This is a genomic window from Paenibacillus sp. ALE2, assembly GCF_054113385.1.
In genome coordinates, this window is the sequence record NZ_CM134213.1 from 1,952,679 (window position 1) to 1,974,157 (window position 21,479).

Sequence of the window (21,479 nt, forward strand, 5' to 3'; positions counted from 1 at the left end):
AATAATTATGCACTCGTATACTTGTTCACCATCATAAGTGAAACTCACAGGATGTGCAATAGAAACAGGAATAGAAACTGGAGTGGAATCTGTTAGTTATATGCAAAAAAGACAAGCCCAACCCATCGTGGGGGACTTGTCTTTGGTATAGCATCTTGCTAAATAGAACATCGCCTTTAAGCTAATGAAACGGTGTAACCTGCTTGAGTACTGGCTTTCACATCTACCAGGCGCTGATTACGGCTGCCCCGAAAGGGGAGGGTCAGATCTTTTTGCTGTTCAACAAAACGGCCATCTACAATCACGTCACACAATAGTGCCAGCTCCTGTCGCTCCTGATCCATGAGCAGATCTTCGTAGACAAAGCCTGTGTAGGCCCAGACGGTTCGGTCGGGACAAGCCGCGCGGAAGTCACGTACAAATTGCGAGCATTCTGCTGCTGAGAAAAAAGGGTCTCCCCCGCAGAGAGTCAATCCGTCCAACAGCGGATTATCCATGATATCACGGATGACCTCCTGTTGACGCTCGGGCGTGAATGGCTCCCCTGCGCGGAAGTTCCACGAAGCTGGATTAAAGCAGCCGGGACAGGCATGGCGGCAACCACTAATGAATACAACGGTGCGCAGGCCGTATCCTTCATTCAGAGATTCTGGAATATAGCCGCACAAATTCACTTATGCTTCACCCGGTCGCGAACTTCCGCTTGCTTGGCAGCATTAAAACGAACGGTATAATCACCTGTCAGATATCCGGTTACCCGACGTAAACGCTGAAAGTGCGTGTGTTCCTCATCCGTGCCGCATTGAGGACAGCTTGTCCCGATAATTCCTTCATAGCCGCATTCCGTACAACGATCCACCGGATGGTTGATGGAGAAGTAGCCAATGTTCTGATGCAGCGCGTATTGAACAATTTTAAGAAACGCCTCCGGGTTATTCCGCGCATTACCGTCCAGCTCGATGTATGAAATTGCACCCGCATTACATAGATTATGGAACGGAGCCTCCAAGCTGATTTTACGAGCAGCCGGGAGCTTGTAATACACCGGAATATGGAAGGAATTCGTGTAATATTCCCGGTCATTTACTTCAGGAATAACTCCGAAGTCACGTTGATCCAGCAATGTGAACTTGCCCGACAGCCCTTCGGCAGGTGTCGCGAACAGTGTAATATTTAGATTGTGATGTTCACTCATTCGATCACAATACACGCGCATGGAGGTGATGATTCGCTGTGCTTCACGGTATACAAAATCATCCTCTCCGTGGTGTTTTCCGTATAATGCTTTCATACACTCAGCCAGCCCGATAAATCCGATCGAAAGCGTACCGTGCTTTAGGACGCTTCCCACCTTCTCATCAGGTGCCAGTTCTTTTCCGCCTTCCCATACCCCTTCGCGCATCATAAAGTCCGAGGCTTTGGCTGGCTGGCTGGTCTGGATATGATAGCGATGGATTAGACCGTCTACTGCAATTCGCATAACCTCTTCCAGTCTCGCGTCAAAGCGGTCACGGTCAGGTGTCAGACGCTTGCCTGTGCAAATACCATATTCAATCCCGAGCCGTACCAGATTAATAGTATTAAATGAGAGATTACCCTTGCCGCTCTGGCGGTTTCTGCCGAAACGGTCAGAAATGGTACGGGTACGGCAGCCCATCGTGGCAATGATGGTATCCGGGTTATCTGCGCGGTAATAAGGCAGATTGAAGGTAGCATCCACATTCACAAAGTTGGGATACATCCGCTTGCTGGAGCATTCTACCGCTTTTAAGAACAAATCGTAGTTGACATCGCCTTCTGCCTGGTTGACTCCTTTTTTACATTGGAAAATATGTTGTGGGAAAATAGGAGTTTCCCCGCTGCCCAGTCCACGAATCGTGGCTTCCAGCAACGATTGCGAAACAAGCCGACCTTCAGCAGACGTACACATCCCGTAATTCAATGAAGTGAATGGAATTTGCCCCCCTGCCCGACTGCTCATCGTGTTCAGGTTATGAATGAGCGATTCCGCCGCCTGCCGGGTTTCTGTCTCTGTCTCTTCGCGTGCGAATGAGTATGAACGAGGACAGACCTCTTGCAAGTGAGTATTGGCTAAATGCAGCTCGTCGTCAGACCAACGGGAGTCTAGCTCTTCCTCGAACAGCCGGAGTCCTTTGCGCAGATGCTTGCGGAAGGAACGAGCAACGTATGGAGCTAGATCCCAATCTATTTTATTGGCAGAGACACCACCAAATTGGCTATTTTGTTGAGACTGGAATATGATGGCGACCAGTGCCATAGCAGACATAATTGTTTGTGGTGTGCGTACAGAGCCATTGCCTGTATTGAAACCGTCTTGTAGCAAACGACCAAATGGGATAAAGATACAATTTGTAGTTCCGAGCGCATATTGGTCCAAATCGTGAACATACACATACCCATGGTCAATCGCGTCTGTTAATTCAGGCGGAAGTACACGCAGGCGCGCATACCATTTGGCATATTCCGAGCCAAGCTTGCTCATTTTACCGCTGAACGATTCTCCATTTAAATTTGCATTCTCCCGCAGCATGTCCAGATCTTGTGCCCCAATGACTCGCTCACCGATGTCGTATAATTGATGTTCCTCCAGCACCTTCATCGTAAAACCCTCCATATAGTAAAAAATATATATTTTTCACAAAAACAACATATTGATGATATCTAGTGATAACCAATTGTTTCGATCTATATATTGTATATACGTAGACATTGAGAGTATGTGACTATTGTCACCTTGATAGAGGCGAGAAGCAGGAAAAGGCCAGGTATAGAATAAGGGACACATTCACAGATATGCACCTTACTCTACACCTGGCCATTGTAGTTACAGTGAAATAAGTAGGTTTTCGAGTACATCGTATATGATATTGGGAAAAAAATTTTTAGAAGGTTTAGAGCAGCTTTTTCAGTTGGGACACACGGCCTTGGGAAATATCGAGCATTTCTGCATACACTTTTTGTGGCAGGTTCGGATGTTCCTGAATCAGCTTGCGGAGCTTTTTTACCATTTCACCTTGTTGCACTCTGGAATGCTTGGGCTGCCAGGTAGTGTTGGCTTGGTTCGATTTGGTATGTTCTTGAGCCTGGATGGCATCATTGCTTGTGGCATGTACATGTTCATCGTTCTTTAATAACTGGATGCAATCAGCGCAAATAAAGCTGTCCCGAAAATAAGTTAAATGATCCACTACGCCGCAAAATTTGCAGGAGACACCCGTGTATTTCCTTAATACAAATCCTTCTTCATCTACGAAGAATTCAAGCGAATCACCGATATTGATATCCATAGTGGTGCGCATTTCCTTAGGGAGTACAATTCGCCCCAGCTGATCCAGAGGCCGTGTCATTCCGGTATTTTTCATCAGCGCTTCCTCCTTCAATGATATATCCTGATTATACCAAAAAATATCATTTTTAGCTTTATATAAGAAAAAGAAATTGTAACTTTTTTTCTCGTATGCCGCGGTTTGTATTTCATCCAATTTAGGATGTTTTCGGTATTGTTGCTGGTGTACTCCTTTTTCGTTATGATATATTAAAGCGCTTTCGTGAATAAACTTTTTATCATCTTAATGAAGCTAAGGAGATGACGGATTTGAGTCATGAAACAACGGGTATCGAATATTTATTTCAAGATCCGAAGATTCAACTAGATGAGCGTGTACGGGATCTCGTGTCACGACTAACCTTAGAGGAAAAGATCGAATCTATGCTGCAATACCAGCCGGCCATTGACCGTTTGGGAGTTGCAGCTTACAAGCACGGTACGGAAGCAGCACACGGGATAGCCTGGTTGGGGGAGGCCACTTCATTTCCTCAGCCTGTGGGTTTGGCCTGTACTTGGGATACGGAGTTAATGCGTCAGATCGGCTCTGTAATTGCAGATGAGGCGCGTGTCTACTATCGTCGTGATCCAAAATTGAATGGTCTTACCCTGTGGGCGCCTACAGTGGATATGGAGCGTGACCCAAGATGGGGACGTAACGAGGAAGCCTACGGCGAAGACCCGTATTTGACGGGAGAATTGTCGAAGGAGTTAGTAAAGGGGATCCAGGGTGACCATCCGGTATATTTGAAAGCGGTTGCGACGTTAAAACATTTTCTCGGTAACAATAATGAAGTGGACCGGGGAATTGGCTCCTCCAGTATAGACCCACGAAACCTGCGAGAATATTATCTAAAAGCATTCGAGAAGCCTTTTACGGAAGGCGGAGCCCAGTCGATGATGACTTCTTACAACTTGATTAACGGAACGCCTGCTACGTTATACCATGGTGTTAACGATATTGTCAGAGGCGAATGGGGAATGGACGGCTTTGTCGTAAGTGATGCGGGTGATGTGATGGGGATTGTGAACGACCATCAATATTACGATTCCCATACGCCGGGCGTGGCTGAATCTATTCGCGCAGGAATTGACAGCATTACCGATGATGCAGAGTTCTCCAAGCAAGCGATTCGAGAAGCTTTGGAGCAGGGCTCGCTACAAGAAGAGGACTTGGATCGAGCATTGTTCCATACGTTCCGTGTTCGTTTTCGTTTGGGGGAATTTGATCCGGCGGCAGACAATCCCTATGCCTCTATTGGGGAGGAGTCTTTAATGACAGAGCAAGCCCGTGAATTGTCGTTGCGTGCGGCGAGGGAGCAGATCGTATTGCTCAAAAATGAGCAAAAGCTTCTGCCATTGAACCCTGCCCAGTGCGGCAAAATAGCGGTCATTGGTTCGCATGGCAATGAGGTGTTCCGCGACTGGTATTCTGGTACGCTACCTTACTGGGTTACACCGCTGGAGGCGATTCGTGCCAAGCTGGAAAGAGGGGGCGCGGAGGAACGTGTCGTGTACTCCGATGCCAAAGATCGTGTGACCTTGAGGGCATCGACTGATGGCGCGAAGCTCATAGTTAATTCTTCTGGCGATATGCGCCTGTCCCAGGATGGAGAGCCAACGGTATTGACCGTGACAGATTGGGGCTATGGCAGCGTGACGCTGCATGATGAACATCTGGGTACCTATGTGACGAGCGATGAGGAGACGCTTCGCGTGACGGCCGATGAAGCGTATGGCTGGTATGTTAAAGAAGTCTTTGGACTGACTCCTGTGGAACAAGGAGAGCATCTGTGGACCACATGGAACGGTAAGCCAGTGATCGCAGGAACAGAGGGTTCATTAAATGTGATGGAATCCGCAACTCCTGCACCTAGCGCCACAGACTCCAACCATACGACTTTCCGTATAGAGACGGTATCGGATGGCTTAGCGGAAGCGATAGCCGCTGCGCAAGCTGCAGATACAGCGATTGTATTCGTTGGAAATCACCCGCTCATTAACGGAAAGGAAGAGAATGATCGCCCAGGCTTGGAACTGGCTGCTTCCCAGCAACGACTTATCGAGGAAGTATATCGCGTCAATCCGAATACGATTGTGGTTCTGACGGGCAGCTATCCATTTGCGATTCCTTGGCTTCAAGAGCATATTCCAGCGATCGTATATACGTCTCATGCGGGACAAGAGCATGGTACAGCCATAGCGGATGTATTGTTTGGAGATTACGCACCCGCTGGGCGTCTGAACATGACCTGGGTTCAGAACGAGGATCAATTGGGTGATATCAGAAATTATGATATTATCCGTGGCGGCCGTACCTATCAATATTTTGAAGGTGAACCGTTATATCCATTCGGGCATGGGCTAACGTATTCGCCATTTGAATATAGTGATCTGCATACAGACGCCCATAAGGATAACGTTAAATCTATGGCTGCACTTGACGCTGCAGAAACTCTCCAGGTGTGGATAGATGTGACGAATCGGGGGGAAGCTGCTGGCGAAGAGGTTGTACAACTATATGTACGCTCTGAAGCCTCGCGCGTAAAGCGACCGTTGAAGACATTGTGCGGATTTCAGCGCATTCGCTTGGAGCCAGGTGAGACACGAACGGTTTCTTTTACGGTTCGGGTGAAGGATTGGGCGATTTGGGATGTCACACGCGATTGCTATTGCGTTGAATCAGGTGAATATACACTGCTGGCAGGCGCCTCCTCAGCGGATATTCGGTTGAAGCATCCTGTGTATGTACGAGGTGAAGTTATTCCACCACGGCAAGCTGGACCAAGGATACGAGCTGAAAACTTTGATGATTGCTTCGACATCCTGCTGGATGAAAGCAAGGAGCAAAGGGAGGCCTGTATACGTCCCCGTTCAGCGCAACGTTCTGGTTGGATCGCTTTTCATGGCGTAGATATGAATACGGTGAGTGTAGTCGAGTTTCAGTGCCGCGTGTCAGGCAACAGCAGTGATGCAGCCATTGAACTGCATTTGGATGGGCCAGACAGCCAAGCTGTGGCACGCATCAACGTGGGCAATACAGGAGGGACACAAGCATGGGTGACACTCTCGGAAAAGGTACAGTCAGCCTCCGGCATCCGGGATGTTTATCTGTCACTTAGTGGAGAAGTACGACTAGGTCATTTTACTTTGGGCGCTAGGGATCCAGAGGGTTCCGGCTTTCAGGCTTGAACTTACATCTGACATCACGTACAATGCATTCAACGAAGTTTCTACAGCTTAGGGGTGTCATCTCATTTGAATAATGAAAAAAGACTACGCACCGCAACACCCAAATGGCTTGGAATTGCGGTAAAGGCGCTTGTCTATTTGGAAAAACACGGGGAGCTTTGTGCCAGCGGTTCTATTGCCCGCTCCATTGATTGCGAGGTCACTTTGGTGCGTAGGGTGTTGACACGGCTTGTGCAGGCTGATTTGATTGCAGCACGTGAAGGGCGCGAGGGAGGTTATGTGCTTACCCGTTCCGCGGATCATATTACACTTGCCGATATATACCACGCCATTGAAATATGTGACCCCATTTTCCCGGGTATGATGCATGAACCGGAGACGAACCCTTTTTGCGGGGAGTTGGCGATCGCCGTATCTGAGATATTAGCTGAGAGTGAACGTCGTATGCTGGAAGTATGGGAATCTCATACGCTTGCTTCGCTCGCCAAGCGTACATCACTTGTGGTAGAAAATTGCAATCATATTGAAGATAAGGATACCAACTCACCTTCCCCAAGGGATTAACATCTTTTCATTTAAAAGGATAATAGCCGATACGATCCTCAAGAGAGGGTTGTATCGGCTATTTCTGTATAAAGCTCATGCCTCAAATTATATTTCATATGAGCAAACCCGGTTACGTCCTGCTTTTTTAGCTTCATATAGTGCTTTATCCGCCTGTTCCAGCAGGGCTGCTCCAGATATATCTTCTCCTGTACCAGGGAAGGTGGTCACGCCGATGGATACGGTAACTTTAAGAATAAGCCCGTCCGCTAAAATAAACTCGTGCTGATTTACTCCACTAAGAATCTGATTAGCTGTGCGCAGAGCTTGCCGAAAAGCACAATTCGGCAAAAGTACGGTGAATTCTTCTCCCCCGCTGCGGGTGACTACATCATTAGTACGGCACTTGTCCATTAAAATCTGCCCAAGCTGACGCAGCACTGCATCGCCTGCGGCATGTCCGTAGGTATCATTGACTTCCTTGAAGTGATCAATATCCAACACCAGTACAGATAAGTGCTCATGACGTTGACGAGCTTGAGGGAGCTGCTCTTCCAATGAGAACTCAAGCTGTCTTCTATTGCTTAAATTAGTGAGATGGTCTGTGTAGGAGGTATGCTCCAGTCGAAGTAACAGCTCATTGGATGTGTTGATAGATTCAGCAATGAGGTACAGAAGACATCCGCCGACCATAGAAATGAAGAATTGGAGCGGATACACGTGCAGAACATCATCGAGATTTTTCAAATTAATCATAAGGGGACAGAAAATAATGCCCAAAGCAAAAACATTCATAATCATCAGCTTGGGTAAACGTGACCAGGACAAATGTGACAGTACAGTACACCCCAGACCAGCGAGTAGCATAAAAATGGCGCCTACCACGGCTTGAGTGTTGATACCAAACAGCAATAGTCTGCCTAAACATATAAAAAGCGTTGCCATAAGCGCAGCTGGGGCGCCGATATAAGTTGCGGTAGCAACGATAGCCAGATGACGAAGATCGGCGATGGTATTAAACCCCACTGGAATGGAGTAGTACATTATGACAATGCCATAGCAACCAAAAAGAGCGCCTCCGATCCAATGTACCTTGCGCGTTAAGGTGTGTAGGCGGATTTTATACCTTTGTGAAATAAGACCGGTTATGTACAAAAAGGTGACAAGGATACAGGTATTTACAAAAAACGTACTAAACAAGATGCTAACCCTCCCGAGAGGCATATTCCTTCATTTTATCAAAAAGAACTGACATTAGGCTTAAAAAAGAAAAATTTAATTGAAATTTATTACGTTAGGTTGGCTTATAATGTTTCGATCCTGTACTTGGTGCATAACTGGGAATAGATTGAGCATACTCCAAAGATACATTAATTAGGAAATAGGTAGTGTTTACTGCTGCCATTTTTGGAGATGAGGTTTGCTCATGATTCGCTATCCCTATCGCAAACATAATAGAAAATTGGGTGCGGATAAGAATAATGGAAATTCTCCGCGCTATTTAAAAATCGAGACTTGCTTGGAAACCAACCTGCAGCAAATTAAGAAATTGACGTCAGATAGTCCAGATTTTCTAATTCGCCGCTTTAAAGTGGGGATTAGGGCGGATGTTCCCGCCGCAATTGTATTTCTGGATAGTATGGCCAAAACGGATACGGTGAATGAACTCATCATGAGATCCATGCTTAGCCGCCCATCTGCTGAAGTGGCTGCTGAGGTGGAGAGCGCAGAAGCGCTGTACGCAAGAATACAGAGTCACGCGCTTGCACTGGGAGAAGTGAAGGACTGCGATGATTGGAGTTCCATGATGGAACAACTGTTAATGGGAGACACGATCATCCTATTGGAAGGCTGCCAAAAAGCCATTGCGTGCGGCACGCGTGGGGGAGAGACACGCGCGGTCAGCGAGCCCACAACACAGACAGTCGTCAGAGGACCGAAAGATGGATTTGTAGAATCCCTGTTCACGAATATTTCTCTGGTCCGGCGACGGATTAAAAGCTCCGATCTTACACTGGAGATGTTCCAAGTGGGAAGCACGTCCCTCACCAATGTGGCCATGCTGTATATGAAGAATATTGCAAATCCATGCGTCGTGGATGAGGTTCGTAAACGGGTAGAAAGCATCAATATTGACGCTGTATTTGAGTCCGGTATGGTTGAGGAGATGATACAAGAAAATCATTTCACACCCTTCCCAACGATCTTTAACACGGAAAGACCCGATACCATCAGCAGCAATATTATGGAGGGCCGAGTGGCGCTCATTATAGACGGAACTCCGTTTGTTCTGGTGATGCCTACAGTATTTGCCCAATTTTTTCAGAATTCTTCCGATTATGAAGAACGTTACGATATGGCGACTGTTGTTCGGCTCATTAGATATATCAGCTTCATTATTCTTATTTTGGGGCCTTCTCTCTACATTGCCTTAACAACATATCACTATGAAATGATACCGACCCCATTGCTGATCAGCATATTGGCTCAGCGGGAATCCGTTCCGTTTCCGGCATTTTTAGAGGCGTTTATTTTGGAAATCACCTTTGAGATTTTGCGTGAGGCGGGTATTCGTATGCCGCGTGCAGGTGGTCAAACGGTATCCGTTATAGGTGCGCTTGTGTTGGGTCAAGCGGCCGTGGAAGCCGGGATTGTCACCCCGCTGCTCACCATTGTAGTAGCCCTGACGGGAATAGCCAGTTTCGCAATCCCAGCCTATAACATGGCAGTGGCCGGGAGATTGTGCCGGTTTGTTTTCATGATACTGTCTGCATTTATGGGGCTATACGGCATTACATTGGGGCTGATTGCGCTGATCGCTCATATGAACAGTCTGAGTTCCTTCGGGGTGCCCTACATGGCGCCTTTCAGTCCTTTTGTGCTGGAGAGTCAAAAGGATGCCGTATTGCGACTTCCATTCTGGATGATGAAAAAACGTCCTGAAAGCATTACGTCTAAGAACCAGAAACGAATGAAGGATGGAAGCGGAAATTCCCCTTCGGATAAAACCACGCCGATGCAGGAGGGGGGCAATCAGGGTGTATCAGGAGAAGAGGAATGAACAAAGTGCAGTAACCTTAAAGGGGAGAATAGGGAGACTGTGCTTGGTCCTAGTACTGTTTGCTCCATTGTTATCCGGTTGCTGGGATTCTGTGGAGTTAAACCAGAGAGCAGTAGTAGCGGGGATAGGAATTGATATGGTTGGGGAGTCGGATTACGAAGTTTCCCTGCAAGTGATCGTGGCAGATGAAATCGCCGGGGCCAAAGCGAGAGGAGATACCCCTGTCGTTTTGTATCGGGAAAGAGGGAAAAGTCTATTTCAAGCGATCCGCAAGGCTTCGCAAAAGGTTCCACGGATTATTTCCCTGGCGCATGCCAGGCTTGTCGTCATCGGAGAAAAGCTGGCACGGCGTGGGATTGGCGACACGCTGGATTTTCTGGAAAGGTATACGGAGACCCGTCTGACGATAAAAATGCTGATAGCGCGCGGTGAGGCAGGAAGGGATGTACTGACAACCATGACTGCGATCGGCCGTATTCCTGCTAATGATATTTCAGGAAAGCTGGAGATATCTCAAAATTTGTACGCTGGGGATTATGCAGTGAGTGTCGACGATGTCATTCGCAGCATGTCCAATAAAGGGGGCGGTCCTGTACTTACGGGCGTAGAAGTAAAAGGAAATTTGGAGCAGGCCTCACGGAAGGACAATGTGGACAATGTTTTACCGGAAGCAGTTGTTCGCATTAAAGGGATGGGAGTGTTCCAAAAAGACCGTCTTGTCCGCTGGTTGGACGATGACCGAGCAGTTGGCCTGTCTTTGATCAACAACAAGGTAAAAAGTGCTGAAACAACATTGAGTTGTGATAAAAAAGGGGGAGCCGTTAGTATTGAAACCTTATTTTCTAAAACCACTATAGACAGTAAGATGGAGCAAGGAGATCCTGTTTTTGTAATTCATTTGAAGCAGACCGGGGCGGTTCAGGAAGCCGAGTGTTCCATTAACTTGAAAAGCCCGGAGGTAATAAAACAATTGCAGGAGCAATGGGCAGAGGAAATGAAAAGAATCATTTTATCAACGGTCAAAGAGGTTCAGCGTACCGGAAGCGATGTATTCGGGTTAGGGCTTGCTCTGGAAAGGAAGTACCCCAAACAGTGGGAAAAACGCTCCTCCGAATGGAGTCGTTATTTTGCAGAAAGCACCGTTCGTGTTCAGGTGACTTCGGTACTGAAGCATACACAGTCGCGAACCAATCCGTACTCAAGGGGAGAAGCCAACTAGTGAAATCAGGAAGGGGGGAAGGCGATGAAAAAGACACAGATAAGTATAAAAGAAATGATCTCTCTCATGGTGCTGTTTGAATTGGGCACATCCATGATGTCTATTCCCGGAAGGGATGCGGGTAAGGATGCATGGATCGCCATCCTCATTTCCACGATTTTCGGGGCAGTGCTTTTTGTATGTTATGGCAGCCTTCACCGACGCTTTCCTAACTTGCTCATGACACAGTATTGCAGAGTTCTTTTGGGCAAGAAAGCAGGGGGGGCTCTTGCTTTTTTATATATCGTATTTTTTCTTTATGGCGGAGCACGGGATCTTCGGGACACAGGGATCCTGATTGCTGACCGGACACTTCAGCATACGCCATTGACAGTCATTTGTGCCTTAATGATTGGACTTGTCATGTATGTGGTGTATTTGGGAATCGAAGTTGCAGGCCGGACAGCCATTATCATGTTGATTTTGCTGCTGCTGCTGGGTCTCGTTACGAATATATTGATTTTGTTGGCGGGTATTGTGAATATAGACAATATTCTACCCATAGCCGAGCACGGCTGGCAGTCGATATGGCAAGTTGTTTATTCGCAAGCCGTAATGCTGCCGTACGGTGAGATGGTTACGTTCGCGATGATCCTTCCCACTTTAAAAAAGGGCTATCGTGCCAACGGGGTCGGAGTCTCCGCTATATTGCTAGGAGGGCTACTCCTGTCTGTGGTTACGTTGTCCAATGTACTTGTACTAGGAGAGGACGTGTTCAGACGGGCTACTTACCCTTTGCTCTCTATGATCAGCAAGGTCGAAATATCTGATTTTATTGACAGAGTCGATGTCATCGGCGTTATGACCGTTATTATCTTCGATTTTTTCAAAATCTTCATTTTTTATTATGCCGCAGTTAAAGCGGCAGAGGATGTATTGAGAATGTCTTACCATAAGCTGATCCTGCCCTTTGGGCTGATCATGTTGGTCTCCTGTGTATTGATGGCACTGGGCTATCAAGATCATCTTGAAACAGGCGAGTTTGTGCTGAAATGGCTGTTTCCGATATTTGCCGTATTTTTTCCTTTTTTGCTGCTTACTTTGTCATGGTTGAAAAAGACACGGAATAAAAGGGGAAAGGAGAATGTCTCGTGAGTAATGGTCTTGCCAATAAAACATACATCAGTACCGGACAAATGCTCATTCTCATGTTCCATTTTCTTCTAGGGAATGCGGTCATTATTAATATGGATAATCAATATGACCGAAATACATGGATTGTTCAGATGATCGCTATGGCTATCGGGATTGTTTTGTTCCGAATGTACACCTACACAGCAGAAATGTTTCCTGGCCAGATGTTGACCACGTATGCCCGTCAATTGATCGGGAAGACGGGCGGAACAGTTATAGGAATACTCTATATTGTGTTTTTCTTGTATTTGACCAGCAGAAATTTACGTGATGAGACTGAATTGGTGCGTGTTTCTATTTTGGAAAAAACCCCAAGCCTGGTCGTCGCTTTTTTGATGGTTATATGTACAATCTATGTCCTTTGGCTTGGATTTGAAGTGTTGGCTCGTACAGGACAAGTATTTATTGCAGTGATCATACTTGTAATGATTTTAGGGAATACGTTATTAGTCTTATCAGGCAGTATTCATCTGGAGGAGCTGATGCCCGTAATGAGTCAAGGGGTTAAGCCTGTTCTCATGTCAGCTATAAGGGAACGTTTGGCTTTTCCATACGGTGAAATGATCTGTTTCATGATGTTTGTCCCTTGTGTAAAAAGGCCTTCACAGCTCATCAAAGCCGGATACGTGAGTATTTTAGCCGGGGGTATCGTTTTAGTTGAAGTTGCAATATTAAATGTAACCGTGCTGGGTACGAGTATAACGGAACGCTCTATTTTTCCATTATTAAGCACATTTGCGAATGTGCAGCTTTCGGAATATGTGCAGCGTCCAGATGTTATTGTACTGATGTCCATTATCATCGGAGACTTTTTTAAAGTGGCTTTGTTTTTTTATGCTGTAGTGGTAGGTATATCGGATGTATTTGGTTTACCATACCGAAAAGCGCTGATACCTTGCGGTATTCTTGTTTTACTATGGTCACAGATAGGGGCAACGAGCCTGAGTGAGCACTTTGAATTTGGACGACTATCCCTCATTTATATTCACCCATTATTTGTTTACGTTTTCCCTTGTTTGTTCTTTCTGATGGCCCTCTTGCGGAGAAGCAGAGGAAGAAGTGGAAACTTTGAGGAAACGTGACCATTGTGAGAAAAGGAAGCGAAGTGCGTTTCCTAATGGCTTTTTGCTCACATTTATAAGGAGCACCATAAGCATTCCAGCCAGGACGATATATTCTGATGGTCGCATCGTGCGAAAAGCCAATGAAATAGGTTCCCAAGGATGATGAATACCGAAAAGCCATTTTATTGACACACTTGTCCCAAGCATTAGCAGCATAAAAAGCATAAATATCCAAAGTGTTTTCATCAAACATCCCTCCATGAGCTGAATGTATATCATGTATACATTGTGTTGCAAAGCGGCACAATTTATCCGATCTCATTGACTTGAAATAAATTAAGATTTATACTTATTCTAAATTAATTTTTATTGTGATTATAAGTTTATAATAAATATAATCTGCGTTGATGAAGGGAGATGCGGTATGAGAACTTTAAATTTAACTTCGCAGCGCCAAGCGGTATATGATGTGGTCCGTGAGGCTCACGATCATCCTACCGCTGCCGATGTTATGAATCGGTTGATGGAGCGCGGATATAATCTGGCCTATGGAACGGTCTATAATTCATTACGTTATTTAACGGATAAGGAATTAATCCGTGAGCTGAAACTAGGGGAAGCTGCTAGTCGTTATGACGGTCGGATGGACGATCATCAGCATATTATTTGTCAGGTATGCGGCCGAGTAGATGAAGTGATGAGTGAAGTCCCACACGATTGGATTGATACGGTTGCGCATGAAACGGGATATACGATTGCCCATGCCCATGTCGTATTCGGAGGAGTGTGTAAGGAATGTCAAAGCAAGCGAATCAAGTAACGAATCGTATTAAAGTGGCTGACATGCCTAGACGGGTGAAGGGCAGTTGGACATCAATGTTGTCTAACCCGTCTACACCTGCGGTGCAGACCGTTCCTTCTAATGAACCTTTGTATTGTCCGACCACGCGTCGCATCATCCTGATCAGTTCCGTACCGGGTGTAGTCCACGGTGTGGTGCGTACGTTGTCAGATGCGTGTTTTGACGTAATGGTATTCCATCGTTGGGAGCCTGAAGTGCAGCGTCATTTGGGGAGCGACCTCTTGATTTACGATTTGACCGCCACTGATCCACGGCGTGAATTGCTGAGTATCCGCAATAACCTTGAACATGAATATATGAAAGATACACCAGTCATGTATGTGGTTCAGGATCGGATGTCTGTACGTGCGCATGAGCTGCTTCCTTCGGAAGAGGTACTGATATGGCCACTAGCATCCAACCAAATGGTGCATGACATTGAGCGGATGATTGTGCGTCATCCGGTGATTTCCCGCCAGGCAGCGCAAACCAGCCATCGTACGGTGTTCAAGGATATCTGGATTGACCGTGATAAAATGTTGGTATATAAGGAAGAGAATCCATTGAATCTAACCAAAACGGAATACGATTTGCTATTGAAGCTGATAGATTCTCAAGGAAAAGTGATCTCGCGCGAGCAAATGATGCATGATATCTGGGAAACCGATTTTGTCGGCGGCAGCAATGTTGTGGATGTGCATGTCAAAAGTTTGCGCAAGAAGCTGGACGATCGACCTGCGGAGCCTGAATATATAGCAACCGTAAGAGGTGTAGGATACAGATTGGCAGATTAAACGGAAAGTTATGAATATCGATAAATTCCGCCGGATGGATACCATTCGGCGGTTTGTATATGGTGCTTAAAGCTGACACTAGGTGTGACAGTTGACTTTATCAGGATACATACACTACAATCGGTAGTGTGAGGTGCTTCTTATGAAACGACTGAATTTTAAAGCTGGCGAAACCGGACTTAACCGATTTTTCGGGCCTCTGGAAGCCAAAATCATGGATATTTTATGGTCCACTTCGGATCGGAGTATCAAAGAAGTGCAGACCGCATTGGAGGGGGATCGGGACTTTAACTTCAATACGGTAATGACCGTGATGAACCGTTTAGTGGAAAAGGGGATTTTGAGCAAAAGTATACGCGGGAGAACGTCCTTATACCGTCCTGTTTTAAGCAGAGAAGAGTTTATGGATGAGCAATCCAAAGAGCTGAGTCACGAACTGGTGGATGAATTTGGTCCGCTTGCTGTCAACCATATGATTGATGCTCTGGAAGTAGCTGATCCGATTTTGATTGAACGTTTGGAACAAAAAATTAAACAATGGAAAAAGGATATGTAGACGATGTGGAAAACACGTTCTAAATTACTGTTTACAGCAGGCGCCTTGATTTCGGGTTTTGCCCTTATGCAGATGGGGATGTACGCCGGGCAGCATGTTTTCGGCTGGAAATTGAATTTTAACGTGTTTCAAATTTGCAGAAGTTTGTTGCAGCACTACGGAATCGGCTACATGGTGGATGCGCTCAGCGGACTGGTTTTTGTAACCTTCGCTATCGCCGGAGGAGAAGCAGTCAGACAGTGCATGGCTACCAGGGCGGCTTTCCGCAGACTGCACCGAATGCGCGACCTGCCGTTGACCGAAGCACTGGGTGAGCGATATCGCGAACTCGGGACCGATCGAATTTGGGTCATTGATTATGCCAAGCCTGCTGCCTTCACCATGGGGTTATGGAAGCCGCGAATTGTATTGTCCTCTGCACTGTTGTCCGTACTGGACAAGCATGAGGAAGAAGCGGTTATATACCATGAAGCCTATCATATGAAGCATTATGATCCATTGAAGACCTGGTTCCTGCAAATGTGCGCTACACAGCTGTTTTACTTGCCGGTGCTACGTCACATTACCAACCATTACAAGACGGCCCGTGAAATCTTGGCGGACAACGAAGCGATTCACCGAGCCGGTTCACCGGTTGGGATTGGGAGCGCATTGCTCAAGCTTCTGAGTATGACACCCGCTAATGCCCGTCTGGTAAACTCCGCCGCTTGTTCCTCTTTTGCAGAAACGTCCATTAATTATCGTATCTCACGTATTCTAGACCCTCAACAAAAGCCGACCATTCAGATGCCTTGGCGTTCGATTATGTTTTCAGGCTATGTACTCGTCATGCTAACGCTTATGTTTACACTGGCGTTAATCTAGTTTGGCAATATGTATCATAGAAGGTGGCGCCTTGTGCGCTACCGGTTCTTGATATGTATAACACTACATTTTGTAGTGTTGATTATCTAATCCGTATACAACTTAAAGGAGATGAGCTTATGAATCAAACGCTTGCGAATATTGGATTGTTATTGGTACGAATTTTTACAGGAGTTATTTTTATCGTTCACGGTGCACAAAAGTTTCAGGGACTAGACGGAACCTCCGGATTCTTCCAGAGCCTCGGACTCCCTGGCTGGATGGCCCCTGTGGTCGCTACGGTTGAGTTGGTTGGAGGGATTGCACTGGTTCTGGGTATCGGAACACGACTGGCTGGAGCGGCATTGACCATCGTAATGATCGGTGTATTGCTGACTGCAAAAAAAGGACAGCCTTTTGGCTCGATTGAATTTGATCTCCTGATTTTGTTCACCAGTCTTCAGCAAGCCCTTGTCGGTGGGCGTTTTCTGGCGGTGGATCAGTTGTTTGGCCGTAAAAAGGCTGAAAATAGTAACGTACAGGTCTAAATGTTCATATTACCGCATCCTTAGTCTCATAGGATGCGGTTTTTGTTTTGCTCTTTTATGAAAATTCTTTGTAAATGATTTGCTACTTTCTGCCGATATAACTTACATGAAATGTAATGAAATAATATCGCTTTTTGAGCAAAGGGGAAGAAAGATACATGGCAACAACGCGAAAAAGAAAGACCATATGGACACTCAGGAACAAGTTGATTTTAGGCTTTTTACTTGTTTTGCTGATTCCAAGTTTAAGTATTTCCATTGCAACCTATGAATCATCATATAATGCTATGGAAAAACAGCTTTACAGCAGTGCAAATCAGGGGGTAACGACGGCTAACTCCGTGATTGAATATGCAATCGCCAGTAAAATTGAAGATGTGCGATATTTGGCGGAACGCCTCGACGGTTCGATGATTGACGGACCAAATAGTCCCTTGATTCAGCCCAAGCTGATCCAATACATAGGCTTACACGAAGACGCGAAGGATATTTTTGTGGGAACACCGAAGGGGCTGATGATCCGGGGGGTGCCCAAAAAGGACGAAGGGACATTTGATCCTCGCACACGACCATGGTACATCGAAGCGATGAAGCAACCGGGCAAGGTAGCGATCACCCCGGTTATCATCAATTCTTCAGGTATTCCTGTAGTTATCGTATCCCAGACGCTTTCCGACCAGTCTGGCGTGATCGGGATCTCTCTGAATCTGGAAAGTGTACGTAAACTGGCCTCCATTAAAGTGGGTCAGGAGGGATATATCCTCATTCTGGATCACACGAAGAAATTCGTGGTCCATCCTACGGTTAAACCAGGCTCATCTCCTCAGGACAATTCACTTGATAGGCTGTATACTGCGCCGAGCGGGAATTTTAAATATATGCATGAAGGTCGCGAGAAATATTTGACCTATGTAACGAATAAGGATACCGGCTGGAAAATTGCAGGCACCTTCTATCAATCCGAGATTAGCGATGCCACCGCTGCCATTCGTTATGTAACGATTTTCGTGCTGGCTGCCTCGTTGGTAATTGCGCTTATCGCGATTTTCCTAATTACCCGTTCGGTTCTGGTTCCGATTCGTAAGCTGCAAAAATCAGCAGAACGAATCAGTGAAGGAGATTTGACGGGCGATTTGGAAACAGGAAAAACAGATGAGGTAGGCGAACTATCAGCTCACTTTCAAACCATGGTGAATAGTTTGCGCACGATGATTCGAAGCGTGCGTGAAACGACAGACCGGGTAAGCTCTTCGGCAGAGGAGCTGGCTGCGGGTGCAGATCAGACGACCCAAGCCATTGAGCATGTCACAATTGCTATTCAAGAAGTAGCTGTAGGCAGCGAACGTCAGCTGCAAAGCGTTAAGCATGGCTCTGTGAGTATGGAGGGGCTGGCTCAGCAAGCAGCGGATGTATCCGAGCGCATGGTGGGCGTATCTGAACATGTGAAAATGAATGCCGAGTCGGCACAGGAAGGCAGTAGGGCTGCTACGCAGGCTGTACAGAAGATGCATGACATCGACGAGACTGTTCATGATCTGGGACAGGCTATGGACTCGCTGAATGAACGCTCCGGTGAAATCGTGAATATTATCAGTGTTATATCTGGTATTGCCAAACAGACCAATCTGTTGGCACTGAATGCATCCATTGAGGCCGCACGCGCTGGGGATCATGGCAAGGGTTTTGCCGTGGTTGCTACAGAGGTACGTAAGCTGGCTGAGGAATCCGCCAAATCAGCTACCTTGATCTCGGAGCGCATTGAAGCGATGCAGCTGGATATGAACCATGCACTGGGTGCGATGCAACAAGCGCGGGCACGGGTATCCGAAGGTATTGATTCGGTAACCACATCCGAGCATTCCTTTGCAGAGATTAGTCAGGCTGTCGAACGCGCGATGGGGCATATCCATGACATTACCGGAGTGACTCAGGAAATGGCGAGGGGGACTGTAGGCGTCGCAGATATTATGAGCGATATTTCCCACATCTCGGACGAGGCAGCGAGCAACACCGAGTCGATCTCAGCGGCGGCTGAGCAACAGCTGGCTTCCATCGAGGAAATTGCTTCATCCACAGCAGACCTGAGCCAAATGGCAGAGGAGCTGCGCGAACTGGTTGGACGTTTCCAGGTTGAAAAAAAATCCTGAAATGATAAAAAGCGCCCGGATACCGGAGGTTATATTCCGTATCCAGGCGCTTTTTTTGATGTTTTATCATAACTTTGGGTCGCAGGGTTAGAAGTCACCGTTGAACGACTTGCGACGATTCAGACGGAAACGGGCACCCCGTGAGCTGTTGGACGGACGCAGAGAGCTTCTCTGAAACATATTGTTCAGAATCAGTGCGAAAATGACCAGTACAGTCCCGTACAGTTCAAAACGGCTAATGGCATAACCTTGGAAATACATAAGTACCAGCGTGGTAATCGGTACAAAATTAATAAATAGAATACCGTTTAGCGGAGACAGCTTGCGGATTCCGGCATTCCAACTCAGCAAGGCCGCTAGCCCTGGAAGCAGGATCATAAAGCTCATTTCGTATTTGACTGACCATACGTGCTGCCAATCCGGCACTGCAATCCAGTTGAAAGCAGAGGCAAAGGTCACGACTACAAAAGAAACCAGAGTTCCAAGCAGGCAGGTCAAGGTTGAATATCGAAGAGTAGACCACCCTGCAAAATGACTGCCTCCCATGGAATATACGACCCAACCGACGACACCCACGAAAATAAGCAGCAGCGCCAATAGATGTTGTCCGGCAAGCGTGAAAAAGGTCCATTTGCCGTTCGTGATAACCAGTAATGCCCCAGCCAGCGCAATCAACATGCTGATTAATGTATATTTTGGAGGCATTGTACGGGTCATGATCCACACCATCGCAATGGAGATCATCGGCATTAGCACTTCCATAATAGCAGCTACAAGGGTACCTGCTGCCCCCATCGCGTGCTGTCCCTGGAAAACGGCCATATTATAAATGGTAAATCCCATAGTTCCGAAGAACAATAACACCTTGCCATTGCCCTCAAAGCGAAATGCAGTCCGTCCCTCTTTGAGCCACAATAGCACTATTAATATGAGTGTAACCGATAAATAGCGCAAAAATGAAAAGTACAGTGGATTAATATGCTGTAATGCAATGTGCGAAACCGGAAACATCGCCCCCCAGGACATACTGGCGATCAGGCATAGTAAAGATCCGGTCATGATCTGTTTGTTCATGGTGTACAAAAGCTCCTCCTTGCCGGTCTCAGCGGACATATCTTATGGACACATCATAAAGGATAGGAAGCTGTTGGTAAAATGATTGAAAATAAACATTATGATCATTTAAAATGATAATAAGTGACAAGGCGCGTCAATTTTGGTGGTCCTTGCCCTTCACAATAAGGGGGAACAGTAGTGGATCTGAACGATTTAAACATTTTCCAGACGGTGGCTGCACATGGCAGTGTCAGCAAGGCTGCAGCCGAGCTTAGCTACGTCCAGTCCAATGTAACGGCCAGAATCAAGCTGCTGGAAAAGGAACTGCAGACGCCTTTATTTTATAGACATAAGCGGGGGATGATCCTCAATGCTGAGGGCAAGCGTCTGCTGCAATATACGAAAAGCATTTTATCGCAATTTGAGGAAATGAAGCATGCGTTTCAGAACACATCCACACCTTCTGGGGTACTGGAGATTGGTATCGTGGAGACTGTCATTGCCCTTCCGGCCATTTTACATGCTTACTACAGTAAGTACCCAGATGTCGAATTGTCCCTCAAGGCTGGGGTTACGGAATCACTGGTGCAGGAGGTTGCAGAAATGCGACTGGATGGAGCCTTTGTAACCGGACCAGTCAAGCATCCGCTCATTGAACAGTTTGATGTATTTCAGGAAAAGCTGGTCCTCGTATCTCAAGGAAATGACTTTTCGGTTGACGATTTTACAACTCGTCCGCTCCTGGTATATAAAAAAGGCTGCGGATATCGGGGAAGACTGGAAACATGGCTCAAAATGGAGGGGATTATCCCCAAGCGGATCATGGAGTTTGGGACATTTGAGACGATTATCGGCAGTGTAGCGGCAGGCATTGGAATGACCGTTTTCCCCGAATCTTCGATCAGCGGGCTGGTGGCTCAAGGTCTTGTGTGCGGTCATGCCATCCCTGAGCCTTACAATGAAGTGACAACGGTGTTTATCCGCCGTAAGGAGGCCTTCGTTACCAGTACCTTGCAGTCTTTTATAGATGAGATTACCACTCAGACAGAAGCGTAGCTTTATGGCTTGGGCTCGGGTACAATGAGAGGGATTTGAT

Annotated in this window: 18 protein-coding genes; 13 read left to right on the forward strand and 5 right to left on the reverse strand. The window is 46.6% G+C overall.

Features of this window, described 5'->3' with window-relative positions; genetic code table 11:
- Window positions 1-176 precede the first annotated feature (176 nt).
- The 3 genes from nrdG to ACXHJ1_RS08490 all read right to left on the reverse strand — a co-directional run bounded on the left by nrdG (window position 177) and on the right by ACXHJ1_RS08490 (window position 3,383).
- Window positions 177-674 (reverse strand): anaerobic ribonucleoside-triphosphate reductase activating protein, encoded by a 498-nt coding sequence (nrdG, locus tag ACXHJ1_RS08480; protein ID WP_016822771.1) that lies wholly within the window; start codon window positions 672-674, stop codon window positions 177-179.
- Window positions 671-2,620, reverse strand: a complete 1,950-nt coding sequence (locus tag ACXHJ1_RS08485; protein WP_457905944.1) for an anaerobic ribonucleoside triphosphate reductase — start codon at window positions 2,618-2,620, stop codon at window positions 671-673. The genes nrdG and ACXHJ1_RS08485 overlap by 4 nt, the downstream gene beginning before the upstream one ends.
- A 292-nt stretch (window positions 2,621-2,912) precedes the next feature.
- On the reverse strand, window positions 2,913-3,383 hold the full coding sequence (locus ACXHJ1_RS08490) for an AbrB/MazE/SpoVT family DNA-binding domain-containing protein (RefSeq protein WP_174821007.1): 471 nt from the start codon (window positions 3,381-3,383) through the stop codon (window positions 2,913-2,915).
- A gap of 233 nt (window positions 3,384-3,616) precedes the next feature.
- Between ACXHJ1_RS08490 and ACXHJ1_RS08495 the strand changes: the two genes are divergently transcribed.
- Both ACXHJ1_RS08495 and ACXHJ1_RS08500 read left to right on the forward strand, forming a co-directional pair.
- The gene (locus ACXHJ1_RS08495) at window positions 3,617-6,538 is read left to right on the forward strand and encodes a glycoside hydrolase family 3 C-terminal domain-containing protein (protein WP_457905945.1); all 2,922 of its coding nucleotides are present in this window, start codon (window positions 3,617-3,619) and stop codon (window positions 6,536-6,538) included.
- Window positions 6,539-6,604: 66 nt separating this feature from the next.
- Window positions 6,605-7,102, forward strand: coding sequence for an Rrf2 family transcriptional regulator (locus ACXHJ1_RS08500; protein WP_457905946.1), 498 nt, complete (start codon window positions 6,605-6,607; stop codon window positions 7,100-7,102).
- An 87-nt stretch (window positions 7,103-7,189) separates the two neighbouring features.
- Here ACXHJ1_RS08500 and ACXHJ1_RS08505 read toward each other — a convergent pair whose 3' ends face one another.
- Window positions 7,190-8,281, reverse strand: a complete 1,092-nt coding sequence (locus ACXHJ1_RS08505; RefSeq protein WP_457905947.1) for a diguanylate cyclase — start codon at window positions 8,279-8,281, stop codon at window positions 7,190-7,192.
- Window positions 8,282-8,507: 226 nt separating this feature from the next.
- On the opposite strand from ACXHJ1_RS08505, the gene ACXHJ1_RS08510 reads away from it, so the two are divergent.
- The 10 genes from ACXHJ1_RS08510 to ACXHJ1_RS08555 all read left to right on the forward strand — a co-directional run bounded on the left by ACXHJ1_RS08510 (window position 8,508) and on the right by ACXHJ1_RS08555 (window position 19,327).
- Window positions 8,508-10,142 (forward strand): spore germination protein, encoded by a 1,635-nt coding sequence (locus ACXHJ1_RS08510; RefSeq protein WP_457905948.1) that lies wholly within the window; start codon window positions 8,508-8,510, stop codon window positions 10,140-10,142.
- Window positions 10,120-11,361, forward strand: a complete 1,242-nt coding sequence (locus tag ACXHJ1_RS08515) for a Ger(x)C family spore germination protein (RefSeq protein WP_457905949.1) — start codon at window positions 10,120-10,122, stop codon at window positions 11,359-11,361. The genes ACXHJ1_RS08510 and ACXHJ1_RS08515 overlap by 23 nt, the downstream gene beginning before the upstream one ends.
- A 24-nt stretch (window positions 11,362-11,385) precedes the next feature.
- The gene (locus tag ACXHJ1_RS08520; RefSeq protein WP_340865845.1) at window positions 11,386-12,495 is read left to right on the forward strand and encodes a GerAB/ArcD/ProY family transporter; all 1,110 of its coding nucleotides are present in this window, start codon (window positions 11,386-11,388) and stop codon (window positions 12,493-12,495) included.
- Window positions 12,492-13,616 carry a GerAB/ArcD/ProY family transporter gene (locus ACXHJ1_RS08525; RefSeq protein WP_457905950.1) on the forward strand — a complete coding sequence of 375 codons (1,125 nt, stop codon included), beginning with the start codon at window positions 12,492-12,494 and terminating at the stop codon, window positions 13,614-13,616. Before ACXHJ1_RS08520 ends, ACXHJ1_RS08525 begins: the two co-directional genes overlap by 4 nt.
- A gap of 406 nt (window positions 13,617-14,022) precedes the next feature.
- Window positions 14,023-14,418 carry a Fur family transcriptional regulator gene (locus ACXHJ1_RS08530; RefSeq protein WP_013373543.1) on the forward strand — a complete coding sequence of 132 codons (396 nt, stop codon included), beginning with the start codon at window positions 14,023-14,025 and terminating at the stop codon, window positions 14,416-14,418.
- Window positions 14,394-15,233, forward strand: a complete 840-nt coding sequence (locus ACXHJ1_RS08535) for a winged helix-turn-helix transcriptional regulator (protein ID WP_290402529.1) — start codon at window positions 14,394-14,396, stop codon at window positions 15,231-15,233. The genes ACXHJ1_RS08530 and ACXHJ1_RS08535 overlap by 25 nt, the downstream gene beginning before the upstream one ends.
- A 142-nt stretch (window positions 15,234-15,375) precedes the next feature.
- Entirely contained in the window at window positions 15,376-15,789 is a 414-nt protein-coding gene (locus ACXHJ1_RS08540; protein ID WP_016324858.1) for a BlaI/MecI/CopY family transcriptional regulator, read from the forward strand.
- A 3-nt stretch (window positions 15,790-15,792) separates the two neighbouring features.
- The gene (locus ACXHJ1_RS08545) at window positions 15,793-16,653 is read left to right on the forward strand and encodes a M56 family metallopeptidase (protein WP_250247965.1); all 861 of its coding nucleotides are present in this window, start codon (window positions 15,793-15,795) and stop codon (window positions 16,651-16,653) included.
- 119 nt (window positions 16,654-16,772) lie between these two features.
- Window positions 16,773-17,180: a DoxX family protein gene (locus ACXHJ1_RS08550; RefSeq protein WP_013373539.1), complete on the forward strand. Its 408-nt coding sequence runs from the start codon at window positions 16,773-16,775 to the stop codon at window positions 17,178-17,180.
- 158 nt (window positions 17,181-17,338) lie between these two features.
- Window positions 17,339-19,327, forward strand: coding sequence for a methyl-accepting chemotaxis protein (locus ACXHJ1_RS08555; RefSeq protein ID WP_340865836.1), 1,989 nt, complete (start codon window positions 17,339-17,341; stop codon window positions 19,325-19,327).
- Window positions 19,328-19,414: 87 nt separating this feature from the next.
- Here ACXHJ1_RS08555 and ACXHJ1_RS08560 read toward each other — a convergent pair whose 3' ends face one another.
- Window positions 19,415-20,401 (reverse strand): DMT family transporter, encoded by a 987-nt coding sequence (locus ACXHJ1_RS08560; RefSeq protein WP_457905951.1) that lies wholly within the window; start codon window positions 20,399-20,401, stop codon window positions 19,415-19,417.
- 180 nt (window positions 20,402-20,581) lie between these two features.
- On the opposite strand from ACXHJ1_RS08560, the gene ACXHJ1_RS08565 reads away from it, so the two are divergent.
- Window positions 20,582-21,439 carry a LysR family transcriptional regulator gene (locus tag ACXHJ1_RS08565; RefSeq protein ID WP_016822786.1) on the forward strand — a complete coding sequence of 286 codons (858 nt, stop codon included), beginning with the start codon at window positions 20,582-20,584 and terminating at the stop codon, window positions 21,437-21,439.
- Window positions 21,440-21,479: the final 40 nt, after the last annotated feature.

What these genes read in the sequence shown, in the direction of transcription:
- ACXHJ1_RS08485 (WP_457905944.1), bottom strand. Translation starts at nt 2,620, where the DNA reads ATGAAGGTGCTGGAGGAACATCAATTATACGACATCGGTGAGCGAGTC.
- ACXHJ1_RS08490 (WP_174821007.1), bottom strand. Translation starts at nt 3,383, where the DNA reads ATGAAAAATACCGGAATGACACGGCCTCTGGATCAGCTGGGGCGAATT.
- ACXHJ1_RS08510 (WP_457905948.1), top strand. Translation starts at nt 8,508, where the DNA reads ATGATTCGCTATCCCTATCGCAAACATAATAGAAAATTGGGTGCGGAT.
- ACXHJ1_RS08520 (WP_340865845.1), top strand. Translation starts at nt 11,386, where the DNA reads ATGAAAAAGACACAGATAAGTATAAAAGAAATGATCTCTCTCATGGTG.
- ACXHJ1_RS08530 (WP_013373543.1), top strand. Translation starts at nt 14,023, where the DNA reads ATGAGAACTTTAAATTTAACTTCGCAGCGCCAAGCGGTATATGATGTG.
- ACXHJ1_RS08535 (WP_290402529.1), top strand. Translation starts at nt 14,394, where the DNA reads ATGTCAAAGCAAGCGAATCAAGTAACGAATCGTATTAAAGTGGCTGAC.
- ACXHJ1_RS08540 (WP_016324858.1), top strand. Translation starts at nt 15,376, where the DNA reads ATGAAACGACTGAATTTTAAAGCTGGCGAAACCGGACTTAACCGATTT.
- ACXHJ1_RS08545 (WP_250247965.1), top strand. Translation starts at nt 15,793, where the DNA reads ATGTGGAAAACACGTTCTAAATTACTGTTTACAGCAGGCGCCTTGATT.
- ACXHJ1_RS08550 (WP_013373539.1), top strand. Translation starts at nt 16,773, where the DNA reads ATGAATCAAACGCTTGCGAATATTGGATTGTTATTGGTACGAATTTTT.
- ACXHJ1_RS08555 (WP_340865836.1), top strand. Translation starts at nt 17,339, where the DNA reads ATGGCAACAACGCGAAAAAGAAAGACCATATGGACACTCAGGAACAAG.
- ACXHJ1_RS08560 (WP_457905951.1), bottom strand. Translation starts at nt 20,401, where the DNA reads ATGAACAAACAGATCATGACCGGATCTTTACTATGCCTGATCGCCAGT.